General features: G+C 60.1%; 19 protein-coding genes and 1 pseudogene. All 20 read right to left on the bottom strand.

Features of this window, described 5'->3' with window-relative positions:
• Positions 1-38: 38 nt before the first annotated feature.
• Positions 39-1355, bottom strand: coding sequence for an XVIPCD domain-containing protein (locus VIM98_RS00190; protein WP_331991064.1), 1317 nt, complete (start codon positions 1353-1355; stop codon positions 39-41).
• A gap of 48 nt (positions 1356-1403) precedes the next feature.
• On the bottom strand, positions 1404-1922 hold the full coding sequence (locus VIM98_RS00185; protein ID WP_331991063.1) for a hypothetical protein: 519 nt from the start codon (positions 1920-1922) through the stop codon (positions 1404-1406).
• Positions 1923-2054: 132 nt separating this feature from the next.
• Positions 2055-2354, bottom strand: coding sequence for a hypothetical protein (locus tag VIM98_RS00180; protein WP_331991062.1), 300 nt, complete (start codon positions 2352-2354; stop codon positions 2055-2057).
• Between the two features lie 38 nt (positions 2355-2392).
• Complete coding sequence (locus tag VIM98_RS00175) at positions 2393-3772, bottom strand: XVIPCD domain-containing protein (RefSeq protein WP_331991061.1); 1380 nt, start codon at positions 3770-3772, stop codon at positions 2393-2395.
• A gap of 31 nt (positions 3773-3803) precedes the next feature.
• Positions 3804-4385 (bottom strand): hypothetical protein, encoded by a 582-nt coding sequence (locus VIM98_RS00170; protein ID WP_331991060.1) that lies wholly within the window; start codon positions 4383-4385, stop codon positions 3804-3806.
• A 24-nt stretch (positions 4386-4409) separates the two neighbouring features.
• Complete coding sequence (locus VIM98_RS20610; protein WP_414650171.1) at positions 4410-4718, bottom strand: DUF4189 domain-containing protein; 309 nt, start codon at positions 4716-4718, stop codon at positions 4410-4412.
• A gap of 279 nt (positions 4719-4997) precedes the next feature.
• A complete protein-coding gene (locus tag VIM98_RS20605) occupies positions 4998-5483 on the bottom strand; it encodes a DUF4189 domain-containing protein (RefSeq protein WP_414650173.1) in 486 nt (161 codons plus the stop codon).
• 104 nt (positions 5484-5587) lie between these two features.
• Positions 5588-6043, bottom strand: a complete 456-nt coding sequence (locus VIM98_RS20600) for a DUF4189 domain-containing protein (RefSeq protein ID WP_414650172.1) — start codon at positions 6041-6043, stop codon at positions 5588-5590.
• Between the two features lie 72 nt (positions 6044-6115).
• Positions 6116-7192: a type IV secretion system protein gene (locus tag VIM98_RS00165; RefSeq protein ID WP_331991059.1), complete on the bottom strand. Its 1077-nt coding sequence runs from the start codon at positions 7190-7192 to the stop codon at positions 6116-6118.
• Between the two features lie 56 nt (positions 7193-7248).
• On the bottom strand, positions 7249-8016 hold the full coding sequence (locus VIM98_RS00160; protein WP_331991058.1) for a hypothetical protein: 768 nt from the start codon (positions 8014-8016) through the stop codon (positions 7249-7251).
• A gap of 28 nt (positions 8017-8044) precedes the next feature.
• Positions 8045-10507, bottom strand: a complete 2463-nt coding sequence (locus VIM98_RS00155; protein WP_331991057.1) for a VirB4 family type IV secretion/conjugal transfer ATPase — start codon at positions 10505-10507, stop codon at positions 8045-8047.
• 65 nt (positions 10508-10572) lie between these two features.
• Positions 10573-10884: a VirB3 family type IV secretion system protein gene (locus tag VIM98_RS00150; RefSeq protein WP_331991056.1), complete on the bottom strand. Its 312-nt coding sequence runs from the start codon at positions 10882-10884 to the stop codon at positions 10573-10575.
• Positions 10877-11266 (bottom strand): TrbC/VirB2 family protein, encoded by a 390-nt coding sequence (locus VIM98_RS00145; RefSeq protein WP_331991055.1) that lies wholly within the window; start codon positions 11264-11266, stop codon positions 10877-10879. Before VIM98_RS00145 ends, VIM98_RS00150 begins: the two co-directional genes overlap by 8 nt.
• A gap of 221 nt (positions 11267-11487) precedes the next feature.
• Positions 11488-12723 (bottom strand): lytic transglycosylase domain-containing protein, encoded by a 1236-nt coding sequence (locus VIM98_RS20595; RefSeq protein WP_414650170.1) that lies wholly within the window; start codon positions 12721-12723, stop codon positions 11488-11490.
• Positions 12724-12735: 12 nt separating this feature from the next.
• Positions 12736-13782, bottom strand: coding sequence for a P-type DNA transfer ATPase VirB11 (gene virB11 / locus VIM98_RS00135; RefSeq protein WP_331991054.1), 1047 nt, complete (start codon positions 13780-13782; stop codon positions 12736-12738).
• Positions 13783-13803: 21 nt separating this feature from the next.
• On the bottom strand, positions 13804-15117 hold the full coding sequence (locus tag VIM98_RS00130) for a TrbI/VirB10 family protein (RefSeq protein ID WP_331991053.1): 1314 nt from the start codon (positions 15115-15117) through the stop codon (positions 13804-13806).
• Complete coding sequence (locus tag VIM98_RS00125) at positions 15114-15884, bottom strand: TrbG/VirB9 family P-type conjugative transfer protein (RefSeq protein WP_331991052.1); 771 nt, start codon at positions 15882-15884, stop codon at positions 15114-15116. The genes VIM98_RS00130 and VIM98_RS00125 overlap by 4 nt, the downstream gene beginning before the upstream one ends.
• The gene (locus tag VIM98_RS00120) at positions 15881-16942 is read right to left on the bottom strand and encodes a virB8 family protein (RefSeq protein ID WP_331991051.1); all 1062 of its coding nucleotides are present in this window, start codon (positions 16940-16942) and stop codon (positions 15881-15883) included. Before VIM98_RS00120 ends, VIM98_RS00125 begins: the two co-directional genes overlap by 4 nt.
• A gap of 136 nt (positions 16943-17078) precedes the next feature.
• Positions 17079-17444: pseudogene (locus tag VIM98_RS00115) on the bottom strand (hypothetical protein); the annotation flags it as partial.
• A 903-nt stretch (positions 17445-18347) separates the two neighbouring features.
• Positions 18348-18841, bottom strand: a 494-nt coding sequence (locus tag VIM98_RS00110; protein WP_331991050.1) for a hypothetical protein, incomplete at its 5' end; no start/stop codon positions are given.

Here is an 18841-nt window from a genome sequence, read left to right as displayed (position 1 = left end):
AAGCGCGGCGCATGCCTGGTCGACTCATGATGTGCGCCTCATGGCGAAGCGCGCACGGGAGCTTGCGCCTCGTGTTGTTGGTTCGGTGCGTGCGCGCCCGGTTGCGCTGGCGCACCCTGCGGCAAAGCCTGGGTACTCTGTGCGATCGACGTATTCACCGCTTGCGCAGTTTGCACCCCGGCGACCTGCTTGAGCGGCGAGTTCATATCGCCGCTCACGGCGAACGCGCGCGAACCGTCTTCGCTCAATGTCACCCGATCGATCCGGGTCATGCCTTCGTTTCTTGCCGCGGCAGTCAGCGCAGCGGCCAGATTGGCACTGTTCTGATCGGGTGTACGATGGTGCTGGGCATCGAGCTTGTGTACGGCGGCCAGGGCCTGTTCGTAGATGGCGTGGTCCGGGTGTCCGGGCTGATCCATGCGCGTTGCGCCGGTTGGCGATGGGGTAGCCGGGTGACCGGGTTGCTGCGGTGCCGGATGTGCGGGATGCGTCGGGTGCTGCTGGTGAGATAGCGCTTCGAGCCTGCTCATGGTCTGCGGGCCGGCGATGCCGTCGACATGCAGATGCTGTTGACGCTGGAATGTCTCCACGGCAGCCCGTGTACGCGCGCCATAATCGCCGTCGACGGTCAGTGCGTGGCCAGAAGCATCGCGGATGCCTTGCTGGTTGAGCAACTGCTGCAGGTGACGAGTGCTTTCGGGTGTGGCGTTCGCTGGCGCGCCGCTCGACTGCGAGCGGCTGGCAGCCGGCTCGGGCTGACCGGGGGTATAACCCTGGTCGAGCTTGTGCTGCCATGACGCGGCTGCGGCCTGGCGATCGGCGAGGCCATTGGTGCCGCCGTTGATATCGATCGTGGCGCCGCGCACGTCGGTCTGGTGACCGTGCGGCACGACCCGGTCGTCCCAATAGCGCAGGGCGATACGTGCCGCCACTTCACGATCGGCGGCGAGTTCGGGATGGTTGACCAGATCCAGGCCCAGTTCGCGCCCCATGGCTTCGTAGTTGGCGCGTCCGGTGAGCTGCACATAGCCGCGGCCGTGAAAGCGCCAGCCATCGCCAGGTTCGGTATTGCCCAGATTGGTTTTACCCCAGGCGCCGCCATAGATCTGGTTGGCGATGGCCTCGGGGCCGCCAGCTGCAACGCGGTTGGCTTCGGCCTCGGTATTCATGCCGTTACGGCCGGGGAATACCGCAAGCAGTCGGGAACCGGAATAGTTGAGGTTCTCGTCCATGTGCGAAAAGCCGCCGCACTCCACCTGCATCTGCCCCATGAAGTTAGCCAATTGGCGCGGATCGGTAATACCGTGGGCCTGGGCCTGCTGGAGCAGGAAATCGGCGTTCTCTTTGGAAGACATAGCTTGGAACTCCTTATCTGCAATCGAGCTACGCGCTGGGCGCCTCGATTAGTGCGTCGTAGGTAATCCGTGCGATTGAATCTCCGGATCGCTCTTGAGTTTCAGCGTCTGGTCGATGACCTGTTCATCGGATGTGTTGGTGATCTTGCCGGCTTGGCATTGCATGTCGCGGGCCGCTTTGACCTCGCCGTCGCGCCGGACGACTACACCACCGCGATCCATACCGGTACCGGAAATCGAGTAAACGATGTACTGATAGCCGCCCTTGTCGAAGGCATAGGCCGCGCCGCCGCTGGCGCCGCCGAAGCTCAGGTGCGTACGCGAAAGCGGTGCGTCCTGCGCCTCGGAAGGATGCGTCAGCTCGATCTTGCCCGGCTGGCCAAAGGCGTAGCGGATGGCACCGTCGGTACCGGCGCAAAGGGATACCGTCTTCTTGCCGCCGGCCAGCGGGCAAGAGAAAACGACTTTATCCGTGGCACCGCACAGATGCGGCGCGTCAGCGGCGATAGCCGACATCGAAACAGTCGCGGCCAACAGGACGGCAGCGAGGGCAAACCTGGAAGTCATGAGTATTCCTTGAAAGAGAGAAATCCCGAATAACCGCGTCCCCATCGCCACCCCGGCAGAAGCCGTAGCCCCTCTTTGGGGGCTCGCTGGAATGACGAGTAGGACGCAGTTATCCAAGATTTCCGATAACACTTAACCGATAGCCACCGGACGCTTGCGCGAATCGACCTTTGGCATCACCGCCGCGCCCGTAAACGCAGCCGGACAGATCGCCACGTACAACGCCGACGAAGTCGGGTTGTAGCATTCCGGGTCGGTGATGGTGAATGTGCCCAGAGCCGGATCGATCGGTGCCCAGCAGTCCGGTGGCCAGCCGAGCGTGCAGAAGGTGAACGGATCGTTGCCGTAGTACGGAATCGGAATATACACGCCCTGCGCCGCCACACCGTAACTGGTGGTCAGCAAGAGCGCGAGCAGAAACAGCTTTTTCATGAGTCTCTCCTTCTCTTCAAAGTCGTCACTGTCAAACGCTAGACATGTGGATGATGGGCGCGGTGATGGGCTTCCCGCTCGGCTGCGCGCTCGGCACGCAGTTCACCGATCAGCTCGAGGAAATGCCCGCGCCGCTCCTGGGCTGTCTGTTGCTGGTCGAGCTGACGGTTGAGGATCTCCAGCGACGCGTTGCTGTCGGCTACGGGCGTCTTTGCCGCTTGCGCGGTCGGTACGCTGGCTAGTTGCTTGAGCGGGGAGTGCAGGTCGCCCTGTACCGCATAGGCGTGGCTGGCATCCTCGTTCAAGATCACGTGATGAATCTCGCGCAAGCCGTCGCGCTTGGCGGCGACCGTAAGCGCGGCGGCCAGGTTCTCGCTGTGGCTGCCGGAAGGGCGGCCATGCTGAGCATCCAGGCGGTGCACGCCTTCCAGTGCCTGGCGATACATGGCGTGATCCGGGTGCGCTGTCTCGTTGAGTTGCGGTCGTGCTTCGCCCGGTGCCGTAGCGCGAGCGGCGTCATACGTCTGCACCTGGCGTTGCAGGGCTGCCAGCGTCTGCGGTCCGGCGATACCGTCGGGCTTCAAATGATGATCGCGCTGGAATTGCTGGATGGCCGCGAACGTCTGCGCGCCGTACTCGCGATCGGCTTGCAGCGGCCGGCCATCGGCCTGACGATAGCCCAGGTGCGCCAGCTTGCCCTGCATATCGCGCACGGCATCGCTCACGTCGCCACGTTCGAGCGTGCCGTCACCGCGCGCGGCAACGCCGCGGCGGCTGGTGTGCGGAGCTCCCTCGTTGCCGTGCGGCGCATGATGGCCGGGTGGCAGCAGCGGCACGATCTCTTCGTTGTTGCGGCCATGCATCGGCTCGCGCACCTGGAATTCGGGCTTCGCGCGCAAGGCGCCGACGATATGGAAATCGTCACCGTTCCAGTAGCCGCCAGGTTCCGTTCCCCGGTTGACCAGCGCCGGGCCCGTGCTCACCTGCGAACCGTAGAACTGGATATGTCCCTGCGCATCGTAGCCACGAAAAATACCGACATGCTGCCCATGCCGCCCGCTGAACAAGATGATGTCGCCTTCCTGCAAGCCGCCGTTGTCGCGACTGGCTTCGGCCGCCGGGACCACATCGAAGTGCTGGCGTGCATAAGGCTCAATGGTATTGCCCTGGAACAGCTTGCTCGTAGTGAACGGCGTTTCGCCGACGTCGTAGCCGGCATTGTGAAGCCCGCGCCAGACCAGCGAGGAACAATCCACGCCGCGGCGTCCGTCGCCGTCCAGATCTTGCTCGGTACGGCTCGGGTCGGTCAGTGCGCCGTTCGGCCCGTTGCGCAGCCGCATATCGCCGCGCCCGTACTCGTAGCGCCTTCCTTCAAGCTCGAAATGGCGAAACGCCTCCTCGAGGATTTCACGACTCATATAGCCTCCCGCTAGCGACTACATCAATGTTTCAAAGCCCCATCGAATAAAGATCGACCTCGGCCGCATTGACCCAGCCCGCGGCGCAATCGCCCGCGTAGCGCTTTTGCGCGGTCAAGTGGCAGGGCTGCCCAGTCCCCTGTTTGGTCAGCTTGACGGGCAGATCGCCCGGCGCGCCGCAGTTGCTGTTGTTCTTGCAAGCTTTCACGCTGGCCACTGGAATGGCCACTACGTAGTACCAGACGTCATACGGCGAAGCGCGCTTGGCCTTCGCGCTGACGCAGATGAATTGCCGATCCGCCGCCTCGGCCACTGTGCTTCCACCCTGCGGAAACTTATCCAGCAGGGCGATATGCGATTTGTTGCCGCTCAAGCCCAAGTCGCCATACATCGCATCGTCGGCGCCGTCACAGGCACGGTCGTCGGCGCTGATCACATAGCCTTGGTAGGTGCACTCGTAGCTCCAACCCTCGGATTTGTGATCGCACTGCACGCCGGCCAGTTTGGCTACCGATGCCGGAAGTGGTTGTCCTTCCGGACGAGCATGCACAGAAGCAGCACCAACAATGCTGGCAGAGAGGAAGGTGAGTGTTAGAAGAAATCTGCTGATCATCGGGTGACTCTACGATCCTTGTGGCTATCTGATGCGCTGCGGAGATGCGCAGTTTGAATAGAAAATTTTGCAGGTATTGTCGCCTTGAGCTGTGCAGTTCCTTAGACTTATTGCTTTTGCTTCATCAAGAGTTTGAGCGGTGTTTACAGAGTAATTTCTATTTCCCGCAGCCATAGAGCCGCAACCATTGCGGTACCAGGCGCGACTTTCACATCGCTTGCCGCCTTGATTTTGGCAATCCGCTACGGCTGACTTTTCCGCCGCCTTGCGACTGGGCATTTCGGTAGATAGTGCCAACAAGACCTGCGACGTCGTCGGTAGCAATGGCTCCATAACGGTCTTCCCATACCTCGCCTTGCTCGGCGTTACCCGATTTATTGCTTGAGAGCGGCACACAACCTTGCACCCCACCTGGGCCAATACCCGACGGTGCATATCCTGAGGGACAACCCCCTTCAGCAGAGGTCGGCTTGCTTGCCAAAAACATGCAAGCGCAAAGCAAGGCCTGCCTCATGAGGTGGCCTTGAAATGGAGCAAACCGCTGCGCGTAATTCTTAAGCATTCCTATTTATTCCATGTGGCCGATGTTGCCGGCATAGGATCCTTTAGCTGTTAACGGACTCGTTGGGACATACTGCAGTCGGTGTAGTAGACATGACAGCCCGTGGTGCCGTCAGATTGGCAACTATCCATCGAAGCCTTAGTGGCGGTGTTTTGGTCGGGTCCAGATTTGACGGCATACGCGTTGTCTCCAGAAGACATGGCAACACACCCATTTCGATACCAAGCATTTACTTTGCAGCCAAGGCCACCTTGTGATTTGCAGCTATCAAGCGCTGCTTTCTCCGCTAAGCTGCGGCTCTCCATGCTCTTGGATGTACCAAGTATCCCCAGGTGCGGATCAGTTGCTACGGCACCATATCGATCTGCCCAAACGCCGGCCTGTGTGGCGTTATCCGGAGAACTAGCTCCGGGGAGCGGCGCACAACCTTGGACGCCTCCTGGACCAACGCCGGACGGCGCATATCCCACGGGGCAGCCACCTTCGGCGGAGATCGGTCTACTTGCTACAAACAAACAAGCACAAAGCAAAGCCATAAATGCGCAGCGGCTTTGCAAGAGAGTTATCCAAGGTGCGTAATTCTTAAGCATTCCTACTCTTTCCACATGGCCTATATTGTCCGCCGAAATTCCTTTGGTTGCTAACGAACCCGTTGCGGTGAACTGCAGCCAGTGTAATAGACGTGACAATTCGTATATCCGCCAGCTTGACAATCCTTCATGGCTTTATCGATAGCAGTGTCCTGATTGTCCGCGGTCGAAGTGGAATAGCCACCATGCCCAGCAACCATCGCTGCACACCCGTTTCGATACCAGCCATCAAGTTTGCAACTCAGGCCCCCCTGCGATTTGCAGTCCGCAAGAGCCGAGTTCTCCGCTTGCCTTCTGCTGTCCATGTTGTGAGAGGAGCCGAGTATCGCCAGGTGAGGATCAGTCGCTACAGCTCCGAATCGATCCTCCCAAACTCCACCTTGCTCCGCTTTGCCTGATGAATTGGCACCCGGTAAAGGCGCACATCCTTGGACTCCTCCCGGGCCAACTCCTGACGGTGCGTAACCAGGAGGGCAATTACCTTCTGCGTGAGCCAGATTGCCCATGAGTAACATGGCTATAAAAAGCAAAACGAGTTTCATGTCAGCGTTCCGAGTCGATATTGTTGACGCCATGCGCTAGCTACTTTGTTTCCTGATGACATCTTGAGAAGGCGGAGGGGTATTGCCAACAACTCTATTTGCGTTGAGCTGAGCGGTAGTGCTTGAGGAGCCAAAATCGCGATCGTTACTTTGTTGGTTGGATCTTGATGTATGACTGCCGCCATAAGACCCAGGCGGCTGCCCACCCGCACCCGGTCTATTGTTCCCCTGCCAAGCCGAATACGTCATGAAGTTGCCGGCGGTGCCCTGGAAGAACATCGCTGCCAGTGGAGGAACCGAGATGATGAGCACCGTCATGAGCAGGCCGATGCCGCCGGTCTGCATAGCTTCGCTGGTCAGGCCGCTGGTGCCGATGTCGAGGAAGCCGGAGGCGATCTTGTCGACGAACAGGGCGCCCGCCACGCGCGAGGTGACATCCAGTGCGATCGACATGACGACATTCAGCGCGGCCATCGAGAACAGCGTGCCGATGCCGTACAGAAGCCAGCGGCGGAACAGTTCCTTGGTCTGGTCGAAGATCAGGCAGAGAATGAACAGCGGCCCTAGGCCGATAAAAATGGCCATGGTGAACTGGTAGAGCAACAGCATGGCGCCAGCGGCCATGGGCGGACTGGCCTGGCCGAAGCCGGCGATCAACTGAGCCTTGGTTTTATCGGCCAGCGCTTCTTCGTCGCCTTTGACAACGTCGACCGAATCGATCGCCGAAAGCGCGAGCTGGGTGAGCGCTAGGTTCTTGTCGATGGCATCCTGCGGCGAGGTATCGTCGCCGGTGAACAGGGAGTTGATTTCTTTGCCCAGATCCACCGTCAGGTATTGATGCAGGTCGCGGCCGACAAAAGACATGGTGGTCGCGGCGGTTACGATCAACGCGATCTTGGCCGCGTTGGCCACGACATGCATCATCGATTCGCGCGACTGGCCCGTCATCATACGATAGCCCTGGATCAGCACCCAGAGGGTCACAAGGGTCAGCGCGATCACCGACGCCCAGGTCATCATGCGATTCATGAGATCCAGGCCGACCTGCTCGACCTTCTGATTCAGAAAGTCGTAGATCAGGGAGAAATAGACAAAATCGCCTATGTTTGGCATTTACCGTCCGTCCTGTATAAGCCGGAAACCGCGACTGGGCTCCCTGTCGTAGTGATTCAGTTGCCGATGGTCAGCGCGGCCTTCAAGGTCGCAGTCTCAACCAGAGTGCCGAGCAGGTTCTGTCCCTTCATGGCCTGCTTGGCCAGGCCTTGTTGATGGATCTTCAGGCCGTCGATGTAGCCGTCATAGGCGACCATGTTGGTTTGATAGTTCTGGTAAGTGGTCTCGATACGCGCGATGTAGCGCAATATCTCGTTGTTATTGGCCGCCAGATTGCCCTCGCTGGTGCCGGTGTTGTCACGCTGTTCCTCGATCTTGTTGATCTGATCCTGATAGGTCTTGATTTGAGTGAGCGCGTCGACTGTGGCGTTGTACTTGGCGTTCTGTGCCTGGATCATCATCGAGCAGATAGTCTGCTGCTGCTGCGCGATGCTCTGTCCGCCGGGGATGAAGTTTTGTAGCTGCCCTTCGATGATCCCACCGATGCCGCCTCCGCTATTGGGGCTGGGGCAATTTTCCTGCACGCCATCCATTTGGTCGCGCTTGCTGAAGGCGATGTTGAACTGCGGCATCGGCAACGACAGCTTGGGTAGATTGATCAGCTGCTGCTGATAATGCTGCAACGTCTGCTCGTACTGCGACACAGTGCGCTGCCAGCGCTCCAACTCCTTGCCGTACTCCTCGATCTGCTTGGCCAGTGTGGTCGGATCGTTGACGATCCATTGCGCCTGCGCCGTGCCCATGCCGAAGAGGGAGACAAGGCCAGCCAGGGCGATGGCAAGACCGGCCTTGCGAAGGTGCTTGCGGGGGCTTGTGAGGTTCATATCGCGATACTCCTTGATGCTTTTCCGATCACATGGCCGCCGAGCGCGACGGGCGCTGCTCGGATGTGGGCTTGCGCTTGCCGCTGCCCTTACGGTTTTCGTAGAAGGCTTCCAGCCATTGCTCCGGGCGTAGATCGTCGGTCTTGACGTTGAGTGCGTGGGCGCGCTCTTCCAGCACCTGATGCATGATTTCGATGTTGTCGGTAGATGCGGAAATCACCGAGAGCGCATCGTCCAGGCCGCGCAGGTTGAGCTGGCATACCGAGGACGAGTGGCCCTGCTTCACCAGGAAGCAGCGCGAGCGCTCGTCGAGGCTAACGACCACTTGATATTCGGCATCGGTGAGTTTCAGCCCCTCGATATAGTCTTCGCGGCTGGCGTTGGGATTGGGCAGCAGGATCATTGTCGCGGTCTGCTCGATCAGCGAAGAGGCGATGTCGCTGGCCAATGCATCTTCGGGACTTTGCGTAGCGAAGATGCCCAGGCCGTTCTGTTTACGGATGGTCTTCTGCTTGTTCTTGGCAAATTCTTTCAGGCCGCCCTTGCCGTCCAGAATCTTCCAGAACTCGTCCATCACGTAGATCAGCGGGCGGCCGTCGATCAGGTCTTCCAGGCGATGCAGCAGATAGTTGATCACCGGCGCGCGCACTTCGGCGTTGTCGATGATATCGGTGTAGTCGAAGCCGATGATGTTGGCTTTCTGCAGATCGATGGTATCGACCGGGTTGTCGAACACCCAGCCCAGCGAGTTGCCGGCGGTCCATTTGCGCATGCGCACGAACAGGCCGTCGTCGCCCATATTGGGCAGGCTCTTCTGGAAGTTCGTCATGTTGCGCAGGTGCATGGGGGTGTCGAGCATGTTCTCCACCGCGCGGAAGATGTCTTCTTCTTCGCGCGAGGAGTACACGCTCTTGCCCGCCAGTACCTTGATCAGGTCGGCCAGGAACTGCACGTTGGCTTCGTTGCGTTCGCAATGGAACGGGTTGAAGCCGGTCGGCTTGCCGTTTTCCAGGGCCAGGTAATTGCCGCCGCAGGCACGTACGAAGATCTCAGCGCCGCGATCCTTGTCGAAGAAGAAGATCGTCGGCGAGGGCTTGAGCTTCTGTACCTGGCTGAGCAGGAAATTGATCAGTGCGGTTTTACCCGTGCCGGACTTGCCGATCACCATGGTATTGGCGATGGCTTTCTCGCCGAGGGAGTTTTCGGCCGGGTGGGTGGCATGGAAGTTGAAGTAATACGGCTGACCGTTGGTGGTCTGCAACGTGGTGACGCAATCGCCCCACGGGTTATTTTCTTTCTTGCCAGTTGCGAAGTTGTGCAGGGGAGATAGACCCAGGAAGTTCAGCGAGCTGACATTCGCCAGGCGTGTGCGGTATTTCCAGTTGCCGGGCAACTGCGCATAGAACGCAGAAGTCACGGCGAGATCTTCCTTGACCGATACGAAGCCAGCGTTGGATAGCTCGGCACGGGTCGCGGCGATCTGTTGTGAAAGCACCTCTTGGCTGGGTGCGTAGATGGCAATGGTGAAATGGTATTCGCCGAGCACGAAGTTGCCGGAGGCGAGTTGGTCCATGGCTTGGTCAAGCTCGGCGATCTGGCTGAAGGCCTTGTCGCCGGAGGAGACCATCATGCCCTTGGTGCGTTCCAGCGCCTTGAGTGCGTCATGGCGGCCCATGGGACTGAACGAGTGGGTGACGACGTATTCGAAATCCAGGTACTTCAGACCGTTCAAGATACCTGGGTAGGTACCATCGGTGTATTCCTTGATGTTCAGGATGGCACCGAAGTGGTTCACGCCGGTTGGCGTGGTGAGCACGTAGTCGCCTGTCTTGGCCGAGAAGCGCTGCTTGCTCACCGGCAGGTAGTCGTACACCGGCGCTTTGAGCACCGGTACGGGCTCGTCGATGCGGTTGAGCAGGTAGCCATAGAGCTCCAGCACTTCGGAGAACACGATACCGTTCGACGCCTCGTACATGCCCAGGCGATTGGGCGCATAGTCCTTGAGTACGGCCTCGACGTTGCCGGCCAGTTCCTGGATGGTGGCGATGGCTTGCAACTGTTCGGCTTCGAGCTTGGCCACGTCGCTCGATTTTTCGACAAAGCGCTTGCCGCTGACGATCGGACGATAAAGCATGGTCAGGTACAGCTCGTTCTGCATGAGCTTCTGTGCCGAAAGCGCGTTGTAGTACGCATCGGACATCTGCTGATTGAACTTCTGGCTGAAGCGGCTGTTGTCCCGCAGTCGCCCACGGCGGCGGATGTCATGCACCCAGAAGGCGACATTGACGAAGTCGGGAGCGCGCAGTGTCTGCAGCATGCGATTGAAGCTGTTATGACGATGCTCTAGATCCCATTCCTCGCGGCCGACGAACGGTAAACCACCCAGACGCCACACCATCAGAAAATCGCCGCCGGTGGTCTTGAGGACCGTGGGCGATACATGGGTGGAGATCGGAATGAACTCACTAATGGGGGCGTCTGGGTTGAACATGATGTGGATACCGTCGTTATCAGAAGAACCGCCCGGCAACCTTGCCGGGGGCATCTTTGCCTCGTTTACAGCTTGGGCCTGCTACCAGGTTCGCGGTGCGCATTGGGAGTGAATACCCACATGCCATCGTTCTCCCGGATGTTGCGCACGCGCGTGCGAAATTGCAGGCGCAGGCTCAGCAGCCGAAAAATCAGCTCATCGCGCTTGGCCATCTGGCGCATGATGAACACGACGATCGGCAACAGGATCAGATAGAACACGTTGGTGTACATCGCCAACAACAAGCACGCACCCGCGCCGAAGAAGAAGGGCACGTAAGGCACCCCCATGAACATCGGCGGGCGCGTGCAGCCGCGAAACATGGCGTTCTTATGCATAGACGTCGATCAGGTGCTGAATGACCATGGTGGTCGAGGAGCACTGCTGGCCGGTGTCGCCGATAACCATCTTGGCTACCTGGCCTGCCGCACCGATCATCACGCCGCCGATCAGCACCGAAGACACATCGCTCAGGCGCTTGTGTGCGAAGGCGATCTGATAGCCGGAGAACACGACAGCAGCGGTCACGACGGCGATCGATGACATGTTCAGGATGTTGTTGACGTTACCGAAGAAGCCGCAGACTTTGTTGCCGGTATCCGTGAAGGACGGATTCGTCTGGAAGGCCAGAGCCAGATCCGGCATGGCGATCAGGCACAGCACGGTGCCCATGATCATGAAGTTCAGCAGGCGCTTGGTGGTCTCGGGTTTCAGGTTCATCTCAGGTTTCCCTCTCAAGTAGTTCTTTAACAGTGCGGCTACGCTTGCGACCGCCGCGTCATCGAAAAAGCTGCGCGGTACGCAGCCGGCTTTTATGCGCTGCCGCGAGCGACGTCGTGCGACAGCCTTGCGGCCCGAAGGCCCACGCAGCAGGTGACAGGCTCCCGCTGCGCGAAACGTTTTCCGTCGTCGGCGCGGCAGCGCCGATGCGGTAGAAGTGGTCAGAACACCAGGGCATCGTCGCGATATCCCTGTTGCTGTTGAAGCTTGGCTGGATCCTGCGCGGGCTGGGCGGCTTGTCCCTGCGGCGGTGCCATGCCTGCCTGGGCGGCCGGCTGGATCGGATCGTTGGGGCCGCGTACCTGCGGTTCGTAGATGTCGTTCGATGCGGCTTGCTGCTGTTCGGCCGCTTGCGCGGCAGCGATAGCAGCTAATTGCTGTTGCATCGCGGGCGATACGCCGGGAGGAGCCTGCGTCTGTTGCGAGCCGGCGGCGCCGGCGACAGTGGCCTGTACACGTTGGGCGTACGGATCTTGAGCCGGTTGATTGCCATAGTTGGCTTGCTGCACCTGCTGCATCATCTGTTGCAGACCGTTGGCACCTGCGGCTGCCTGTGCGGGCGCCCTGCCGTAATTGGCTTGCTGCACCTGTTGCATCATCTGTTGCAGCCCATTAGGCGTGCTGGCTGCGTTCTGCGGATTGCCTCCGAGTGCCTGCGCCTGCTGTTGCAGTTCGGGCGATACGGCACCCGCCGGTGGCGCATCCTGCGCACTGGCCGGTTCGACGCCGGCCGCAGCGGCAACCGCCGGCGAAACCAGCGAGTTCAGCGCGGTGTCGATCAATGAGCTGCGAATCGCCACGCGATAGGCGGCGCCGTTCGACTCGGCGGGAACTTGCACTTTGGCAATCGCGGCGGCGCTGACAGGTTTGGCTGCCGGCAATGGGCTGGTGCGCGGATTGACCGAAGCGTCGCCGACTAGTTGGATAGGCGATGCTGTCACACGGCTGTCCGCCAGCAGAGCGGCGCGGTTGATCGAATCGAAAACCTTCCGCACATAGCCGGTGCGGTAACCGGTGACGAAGTTGCCCGAGTAGTAACAGCTGAAGGCCTTGCCCCAATCGCCGCCGGCACTGTTGTAGCACTCGGCCAGGATGCGCGATCCGGCAGCCAGGTTGCCGCAGGTCGAGAACGCCTTGTCATAGGAATCCAGGCCATATTTGGCCAGGTTGTTGCGATTGACCTGGGCGATGCCGAGCGAATAGTTGTAGCCCTTCGACTCGAGCATCTGCGCGGTGGCTACGGCCTCGCCGTAGTTCTGCGGCTGGCGCACGAGCTGGCCGCCCACCACGCCGATCGCGTACGGGTTCTGGCCCGACTCCACGTTGACGATGTGCTGCATCACCTCGGCAGGAACCGAGAGGTTGGGGCAGGCCATCATTTCCATCCCAGCAATCATCGTGTTTCTCCGCTAGGCCGCTTGCCGGTGGTCGGCGAGGAAACGGCCGGGGCTGAAATCGATGCCGGTGATATAACGCCGGCCGGCATGTGCCTTGATGTGCACCACGATATCGATGGTCATCATCAAAAGACGCTTGATCGTGTCGAATTCGAGCCCCGAGCCCTCGTTGGAAGCTTTCACCATCAGCGCCAGCTGGTCCCAGGTCTGTTCGGTGCTGCCGGCATGACAGCTGGTGATCGAACCCGGATGGCCGGAGGCGCAGTTGCGAATGAAGTAGAACGATTCGTCGCCGCGCAGCTCGGCCAGGATGATGCGATCCGGCTTCATGCGCAGGCACGCTTCCATGCAGCTCTTGGCGGTGACGTTGCTGGTGCTCTGGCCGCCCTTGGAATACAGCAGATGGACCACGTTGGGCTGGTCGATGAACAGCTCGCGCGCGTCCTCGATGGTGACTAGGCGCTCTTCCGCCGGGATGTGGTGCACGAGCGATTTCATGAAGGTGGTCTTGCCGCTGCCGGTGGCGCCGGAGACGACGATGTTCTTCTTCTTGAGTACCGCCTGGCGAAAGAAATCCGCATAACGGCGCTCGCCGCGCAGGTCCAGCAATTCGCGATCGCTGTCGCTGATGCCGGGTGGGTTCTCCAGGATTTCGTTGAAGAAACCGTCTTCCTGGTACTGCGCCAGCGTCTTGGTCTGCTTGGAGGGCAAACGAATGGTGATCGACACCTTGCCCGCATCGCAGGCCGGCGGAATCACGAACTGCGCACGCTGGCCGGTGGGGAAGGTCAGCGACACCACCGGATCTGTATCGGTGATGCGCTGGCCGGTGTTGCTTTCGTTCACCACGGCGGTACAGAACTGGCGCGCACGCTCGAAATTGAGCGTGGGCACCTCGACGCGCTGCCAGCCGCCCCGGCTTTCCAGGTACAGCTCTCCGGGCTTGTTGATGCAGATTTCGGTGACATCCGGGGATGCCATGAACTCCCGGATACCCAGTACCTCGTACTGGTACTCCAGGAATTCGTTCGAAACCTGTGCGATCGCGCCGTCGTCCATCTTCTCTATGTCGCCTGTACGTTAGAAACGAGCGACCACGCCACTGAAGTCCACATCTTTGGCGACGTAGACATACAGGATGGTGCCCTGGTTGATGGTGACCGTGCCCGGGCGGTTGGCCGCCGAACGCACGGCTTGCTGTGCAAGGTTCTGCAAGGTCTGCGCGGTATTGCTCTGGAACGGCGTGGCTGTCACCGTGCCGCTGCCGATACCGACGGTTTCGGTCTGCGGGCCATGCTTGGCCGCTTCATAAGCGAAGGCGTCGCTGAGCATGCTGATCAGCAGAGCGGCACCGATGCGGCTGGGCCAATGGTTGTTCAGATAACCCGGATGACCGGAACCGCCGAGGTTGTCGATACCGGGACTGGCCATGTTCACGTCGATGCCGGTTGGCGTCAGGATGCGGTCCCAGATCACCGCCATGCGATCGCCGACAGGGCCCATGTCGTACTTGCCCAGCACCTTCGAGCCCTTCGGCAGCAGCAGGCGCTTGCCATTGAAGGAGTACACCGGCTCGGTGACGATGCACGAGGTAAAGCCGGGGATATCGCTGATAATGCGGGTTTCGAGCACGCAGCGGATGTACGTGCCACGTTGCATCAGCGTATCGGGCAGATAGAGCGGCTGTGCGCTGGAGAGATTCGGCAAGCCCACCGGCGAATTGAGCGGTGCCTGCTGCTGGCCGGACAGGCCGGGCAGGCGCGACCACATATCCTGACTCTGGCCGGGCAGGCCCGGACGCTGCGGAGCGGCGGCAAACCCGGCCGGCGCCGGCGGCAAGCCGGAGACTCCGTTGGCATCGCCCATCTGCGCGGCGCTGTCGGCCGCCATGCGACGCTCCATCAGGGTCGGGCCGCGTGGCAGGTCCGGCATCGACTTGGTCTGCTTGGGCAGCGGCGGCGGAGCGTTGTCCGTCAGCTGGATCGGCTCGGGCAGCTTGGGCAGCGGACGCGGCGCAGGCGGTGCCACCGGCACCGGAGGCGGCGCTTGCGGCACGGTCAATGTTTCCTCGCGTACTTTCGGCTTGTTGTCGTCGTGATGCGACGCCTTGAGCACCCACACCGCGAGGAATACCAGCAGCACGACGATCGCGACGAGGAACATCATCGCGCGCCGGTTCATCCGCGTCATCTCGGATGAGCGTAGCGAGGGCGCACCTGCATCCAGGTCGGGCGCTTCCGCCTGACGCTGCTGGTTCGAATAAGGATTGTTGGCCAACGGGTCGCGAGCCGCGCTCTGGTTGTCGCGCTGCGGCGGAACGTGCTCGTTCTCTTTCTCGTGCTCGTTCTCGTTGCCGTTGCCGTCATCTGGCAGATAAGGATTGTTCGGGCTCACTTTTTCGTATTCCTGCGCAGGCCAACGACGTTGTTGTCTTGGCGGATCACCAAATAGGGATAGGTGCCGTGCACGACGATGGTGTTGCCCTCGACCGTCGTATTCACCAGCGAATCCTCACCGTGTTCTTTTTCACGCATGTAGACGGCGGGGAAGTTCCCGGTAGGGAACTGCTTCATGTCGCCCATCTTGATGTACGTGAATTGCCCATCGTCGTAGACATTGACCGGGATCAGCCAGGGTGCTTTCTTGCTGCTGTGCGTCGCGTAGTCGTAGTTGAAGTTGTAGTTGCGCCCCTTCACCAGCGACGTGTTGAGCTGCGGCACGTCCGATTGCTCGTCGCTTTGTTTGCTGAAGGACGAATCGGACGGATAGGAGAAGGTAATCTTGTATTGAACGCCGGCGCGCTTGGCTTGATCCAGCGCCTTCCAGTCGGTGGCGACCACCTTCAGCTCGAAGATGTACGAGTGGGTTGCCGTGCGGATCATCATATTGGTGTCCACATCGACGTTCTTCGGCTTGAGGTAGAACACGTTCTCGCGCCGCGTCAGCTCCCAGCCGTTAGTGAAGCCGGTGCTGTAGTCGAGGATCTTTTCGTACGGGCTCAGTTCGATCTGCGTGGTGATACCCAGGCCGGTGCGCACCTGATAGACGCGATCGGGCTGGTACTCATACTGCTGCACGACCTGTGCGCCGGCGGGGAGAGCCGCTGCGGCACTGAGCAAACCCAGGGCGCTAGCCAGGGCGAATTTGATTGGTCGGTTCATCGACGGCCCACTCCATTAGCTGCATTGCGTGGTGCTGGCGCGGCAGGAGCCTGCGCCGGGGCATAGGTCTGTGCGGGTGCCTGTGCGGCGGGCTGCGCACCGTTCGGCGCGAACTGCTGCGGCACGGGTGCCGGCGCGAATTGGGGCGCCGCCTGTTGCAGGCCACCTTCCGTGCCAGGGGCGCCGGGCACCGCCTGCTGTGGCTGCGCGCCAGGCACGCCGCCCTGCTGCTGCGGCAGCGCGCCCGTGCCTTCGGCAGCCGTCGGTTGCGCACCTTGCGCTTCGCCCGGTTGCGCGGTTGCATCGCTGGCAGCGGGAATCTCCTGCGGCGGCGTGGTGGCGTAGTCGTTGTCGACGCGATAACTGGTGACCTGAAAGCCCAGCGGGTTCTCGATGCGCGAAGCATCGTCCATCTTCAGGTTCGCCTTGTAAGTGAACTCGATCGTGGCGATCTTGCTATCCAGTGGACGGGTCAGGCCGGTTTGCTTTTCGAACACCGTGCGCTGAAAGCGAACGGTTGCGCCCTTGGGCATCTGGCCCGGACCGCCGCCGATCAGCACCAGGCTGAGCAACTTCACGCGGATCGCGCGATCCTTCCCGTAGATGGTGTACGGATTGGTCGGATTACCGAGCTGGTAGAGCTGCTGATAGGCCGTAGCGACCTGCGGGGCGGACATGGTCAGCACGGTCGTCCAATCGCGCAGGCCGATCAATGCATAGTCATAGGACTCACGCGCCAAGACAAAATGGGCAACGTTGCTGCGGTTGATCGCTTCGCTGGTGGTGACGCTGCGATTAGTGAAATCCTCGGTCAGGCGAGCCACCGTGCTGGTACCGGTATAGGCATCGGCCATCACGATGTACGGCACTTTCTCCTTCAATGGCAGCATGTAGTAGTAGCCGCCGCCGAGGATCAGCGCGATTGCTATTGCGCCAAAGGCAACCCACCAGGCGCGCCGTTCGCTGCGCCGTGCCAGATCGGCCATGGTGATTTCGAAATTGACCGAGTGCGCGACAGCCTCGTCAATCTTCTTGCTGGATGTTTTCCTGCTGAGCATTAGCGGATACCCGAGTCGACGGTCATGGGGAAGGCGGCATTCATGACTTGCTGCTCGTTGCGGCGTCCGGCTTCGGCGGAGCAGGGTCGTTGGACGATGGCGCGGCATCCGTATTCGATGCGGCCGGCTCGGCAACCGTGGTCGGTGCGGCTTCGACGATGATCTGGCGATCGCTCACGGAAATCTGTACGCCCTCGCTTGCATAGATCGCACTGAGCTCGGCGGCGGCGGCCTTCGCATTCGGTGTATGTATCTGCGCTACCGGCTTGAACAGCGTGAAGTCCGAGTGCAGCTGATAAGACAACACCATGCCCGAGTCCTTCGACCAGCGCGTGAGCATGGTCTTGAGCGTGCCGTCCATGGGCGATGCGTAGAACGCATACGGTTGGGCGAGCGGAATCTCGGAAGGCGCGTCCTGGAAGCGATTGATCGGCTTCCACGAGCCGCCAAAGTCCTTGGCTGGCGGTGTGCCACAGCCCGACAAGGCCAGCGCAGCCAGCATCCAGATGCCCGCAAGGGCTCGAGTTACGTAAACCTTTTTCACGTCGTACCCGCAAAGTGAGATTGAAGTTGCTGGATTCGCGCGGAAAACCCGCGTATCACGGTGCGTGCAAGTCGAACGCGCACGCCAAGAACGCCACCGGAAAAACCGGTAGCGTTAAGTCATTGCGAATAGCGAAGCCTCGGCTTCCGGCAGAGACCAAAAGTCGGACAGGCTCGAGTCTTGGAGTCGGCGATAACTCGCTCGTGATCCCCAATTTTTGCCGCTTTAGCGACGGGCGCATCCGCCCACGGACAGTAAATCGATTCCATTCAGGCTCCCTGACGAACCGGCGTATTTATTTGCCGGCTCGAATACCTTTTTACATACCGTTCAATACGCATTTTTGGAAAGCGAGCACGCCGTGTGCTCGGCCTAAGGCTTTCCGCGTTGAAACGTATTGACCCCTGGAGGGGGCCCTGGTCCCCTCGCGGCAGATTCTGACGCAACGCGCCAAAGAGTGCTAGCCCGCGTCAGAAAAAACCAAGGTTTTGACGTTTGAAACGATTGCATGACGTCATGCTGCGGCTCCCTGCCGTTCCGTATGTGAAGGCGAATTTCATTATCTAGTTGGCAATTTGTGTGTGATGCAAATCACCTTTGTGACGACTGCCACATAACACTTCGCTGCATGTCAGAAAACAGCAAATTTTGAGTCACGGTACGACGTCCATGTGACTAAATCCATCTGCGTCCATTACTTATTCAGCTAGGCCGTGGCAAGTTTGCGACGCACGGCTTTTCTGAGATTCGTGCGCGCGCCCAGATTTGCATTTTTTGACATATCAGATATTCGATTTTTGAATATCTCAGTGCTGGCGCTTTTTTAGGGAGGGGCCGGCCCGGGGGCGCCGCCGCACGCCTTCAAGGCGTGGAGGCAGGGCTGGGTTCCACCACATGCACCGATGCTTCGGCCGGGCAGGGCGAATCTTTAGCGCGCGTATCGCAGACGCGTACTTGCTCGAGATAGCTGAGCGATTCGCCCAGCTGGGCTTTGGTGGGCTGGTAATGGAACGCCAACTGCACGACGTAAGCGGCCTCGCGCCCCTGGATAAACTTGAACAGGGTGATTTCCGAAGGCTTGCGTGCATCGTTGTGCGCACACACTTGCAGCCAGACGTGCGTAACGTAGCCATGGACGGTTTCATCGGCGAATGGCTTCACGTCCGCACGATCGCAAGCCTGCGTCCAACGTGCGCGCATCTGCGCCTTGTACTTGCCATAGAACGACGTGTCGGCCATACCGCGATAGATTTGGGTTGTCGCCATGCGTGTCCAGTGATCGGCGGTTTCCCCCGCCGGACGCATCTCGATCAGCGATGCTTGCCCTTCCGCTTGCCGGTTGACGATATCCAGGC

This window comes from Dyella sp., from assembly GCF_036568765.1.
In the GTDB taxonomy this organism is placed as follows: domain Bacteria; phylum Pseudomonadota; class Gammaproteobacteria; order Xanthomonadales; family Rhodanobacteraceae; genus GSA-30.
This window is presented reverse-complemented; position numbering and strand designations above follow the sequence as displayed.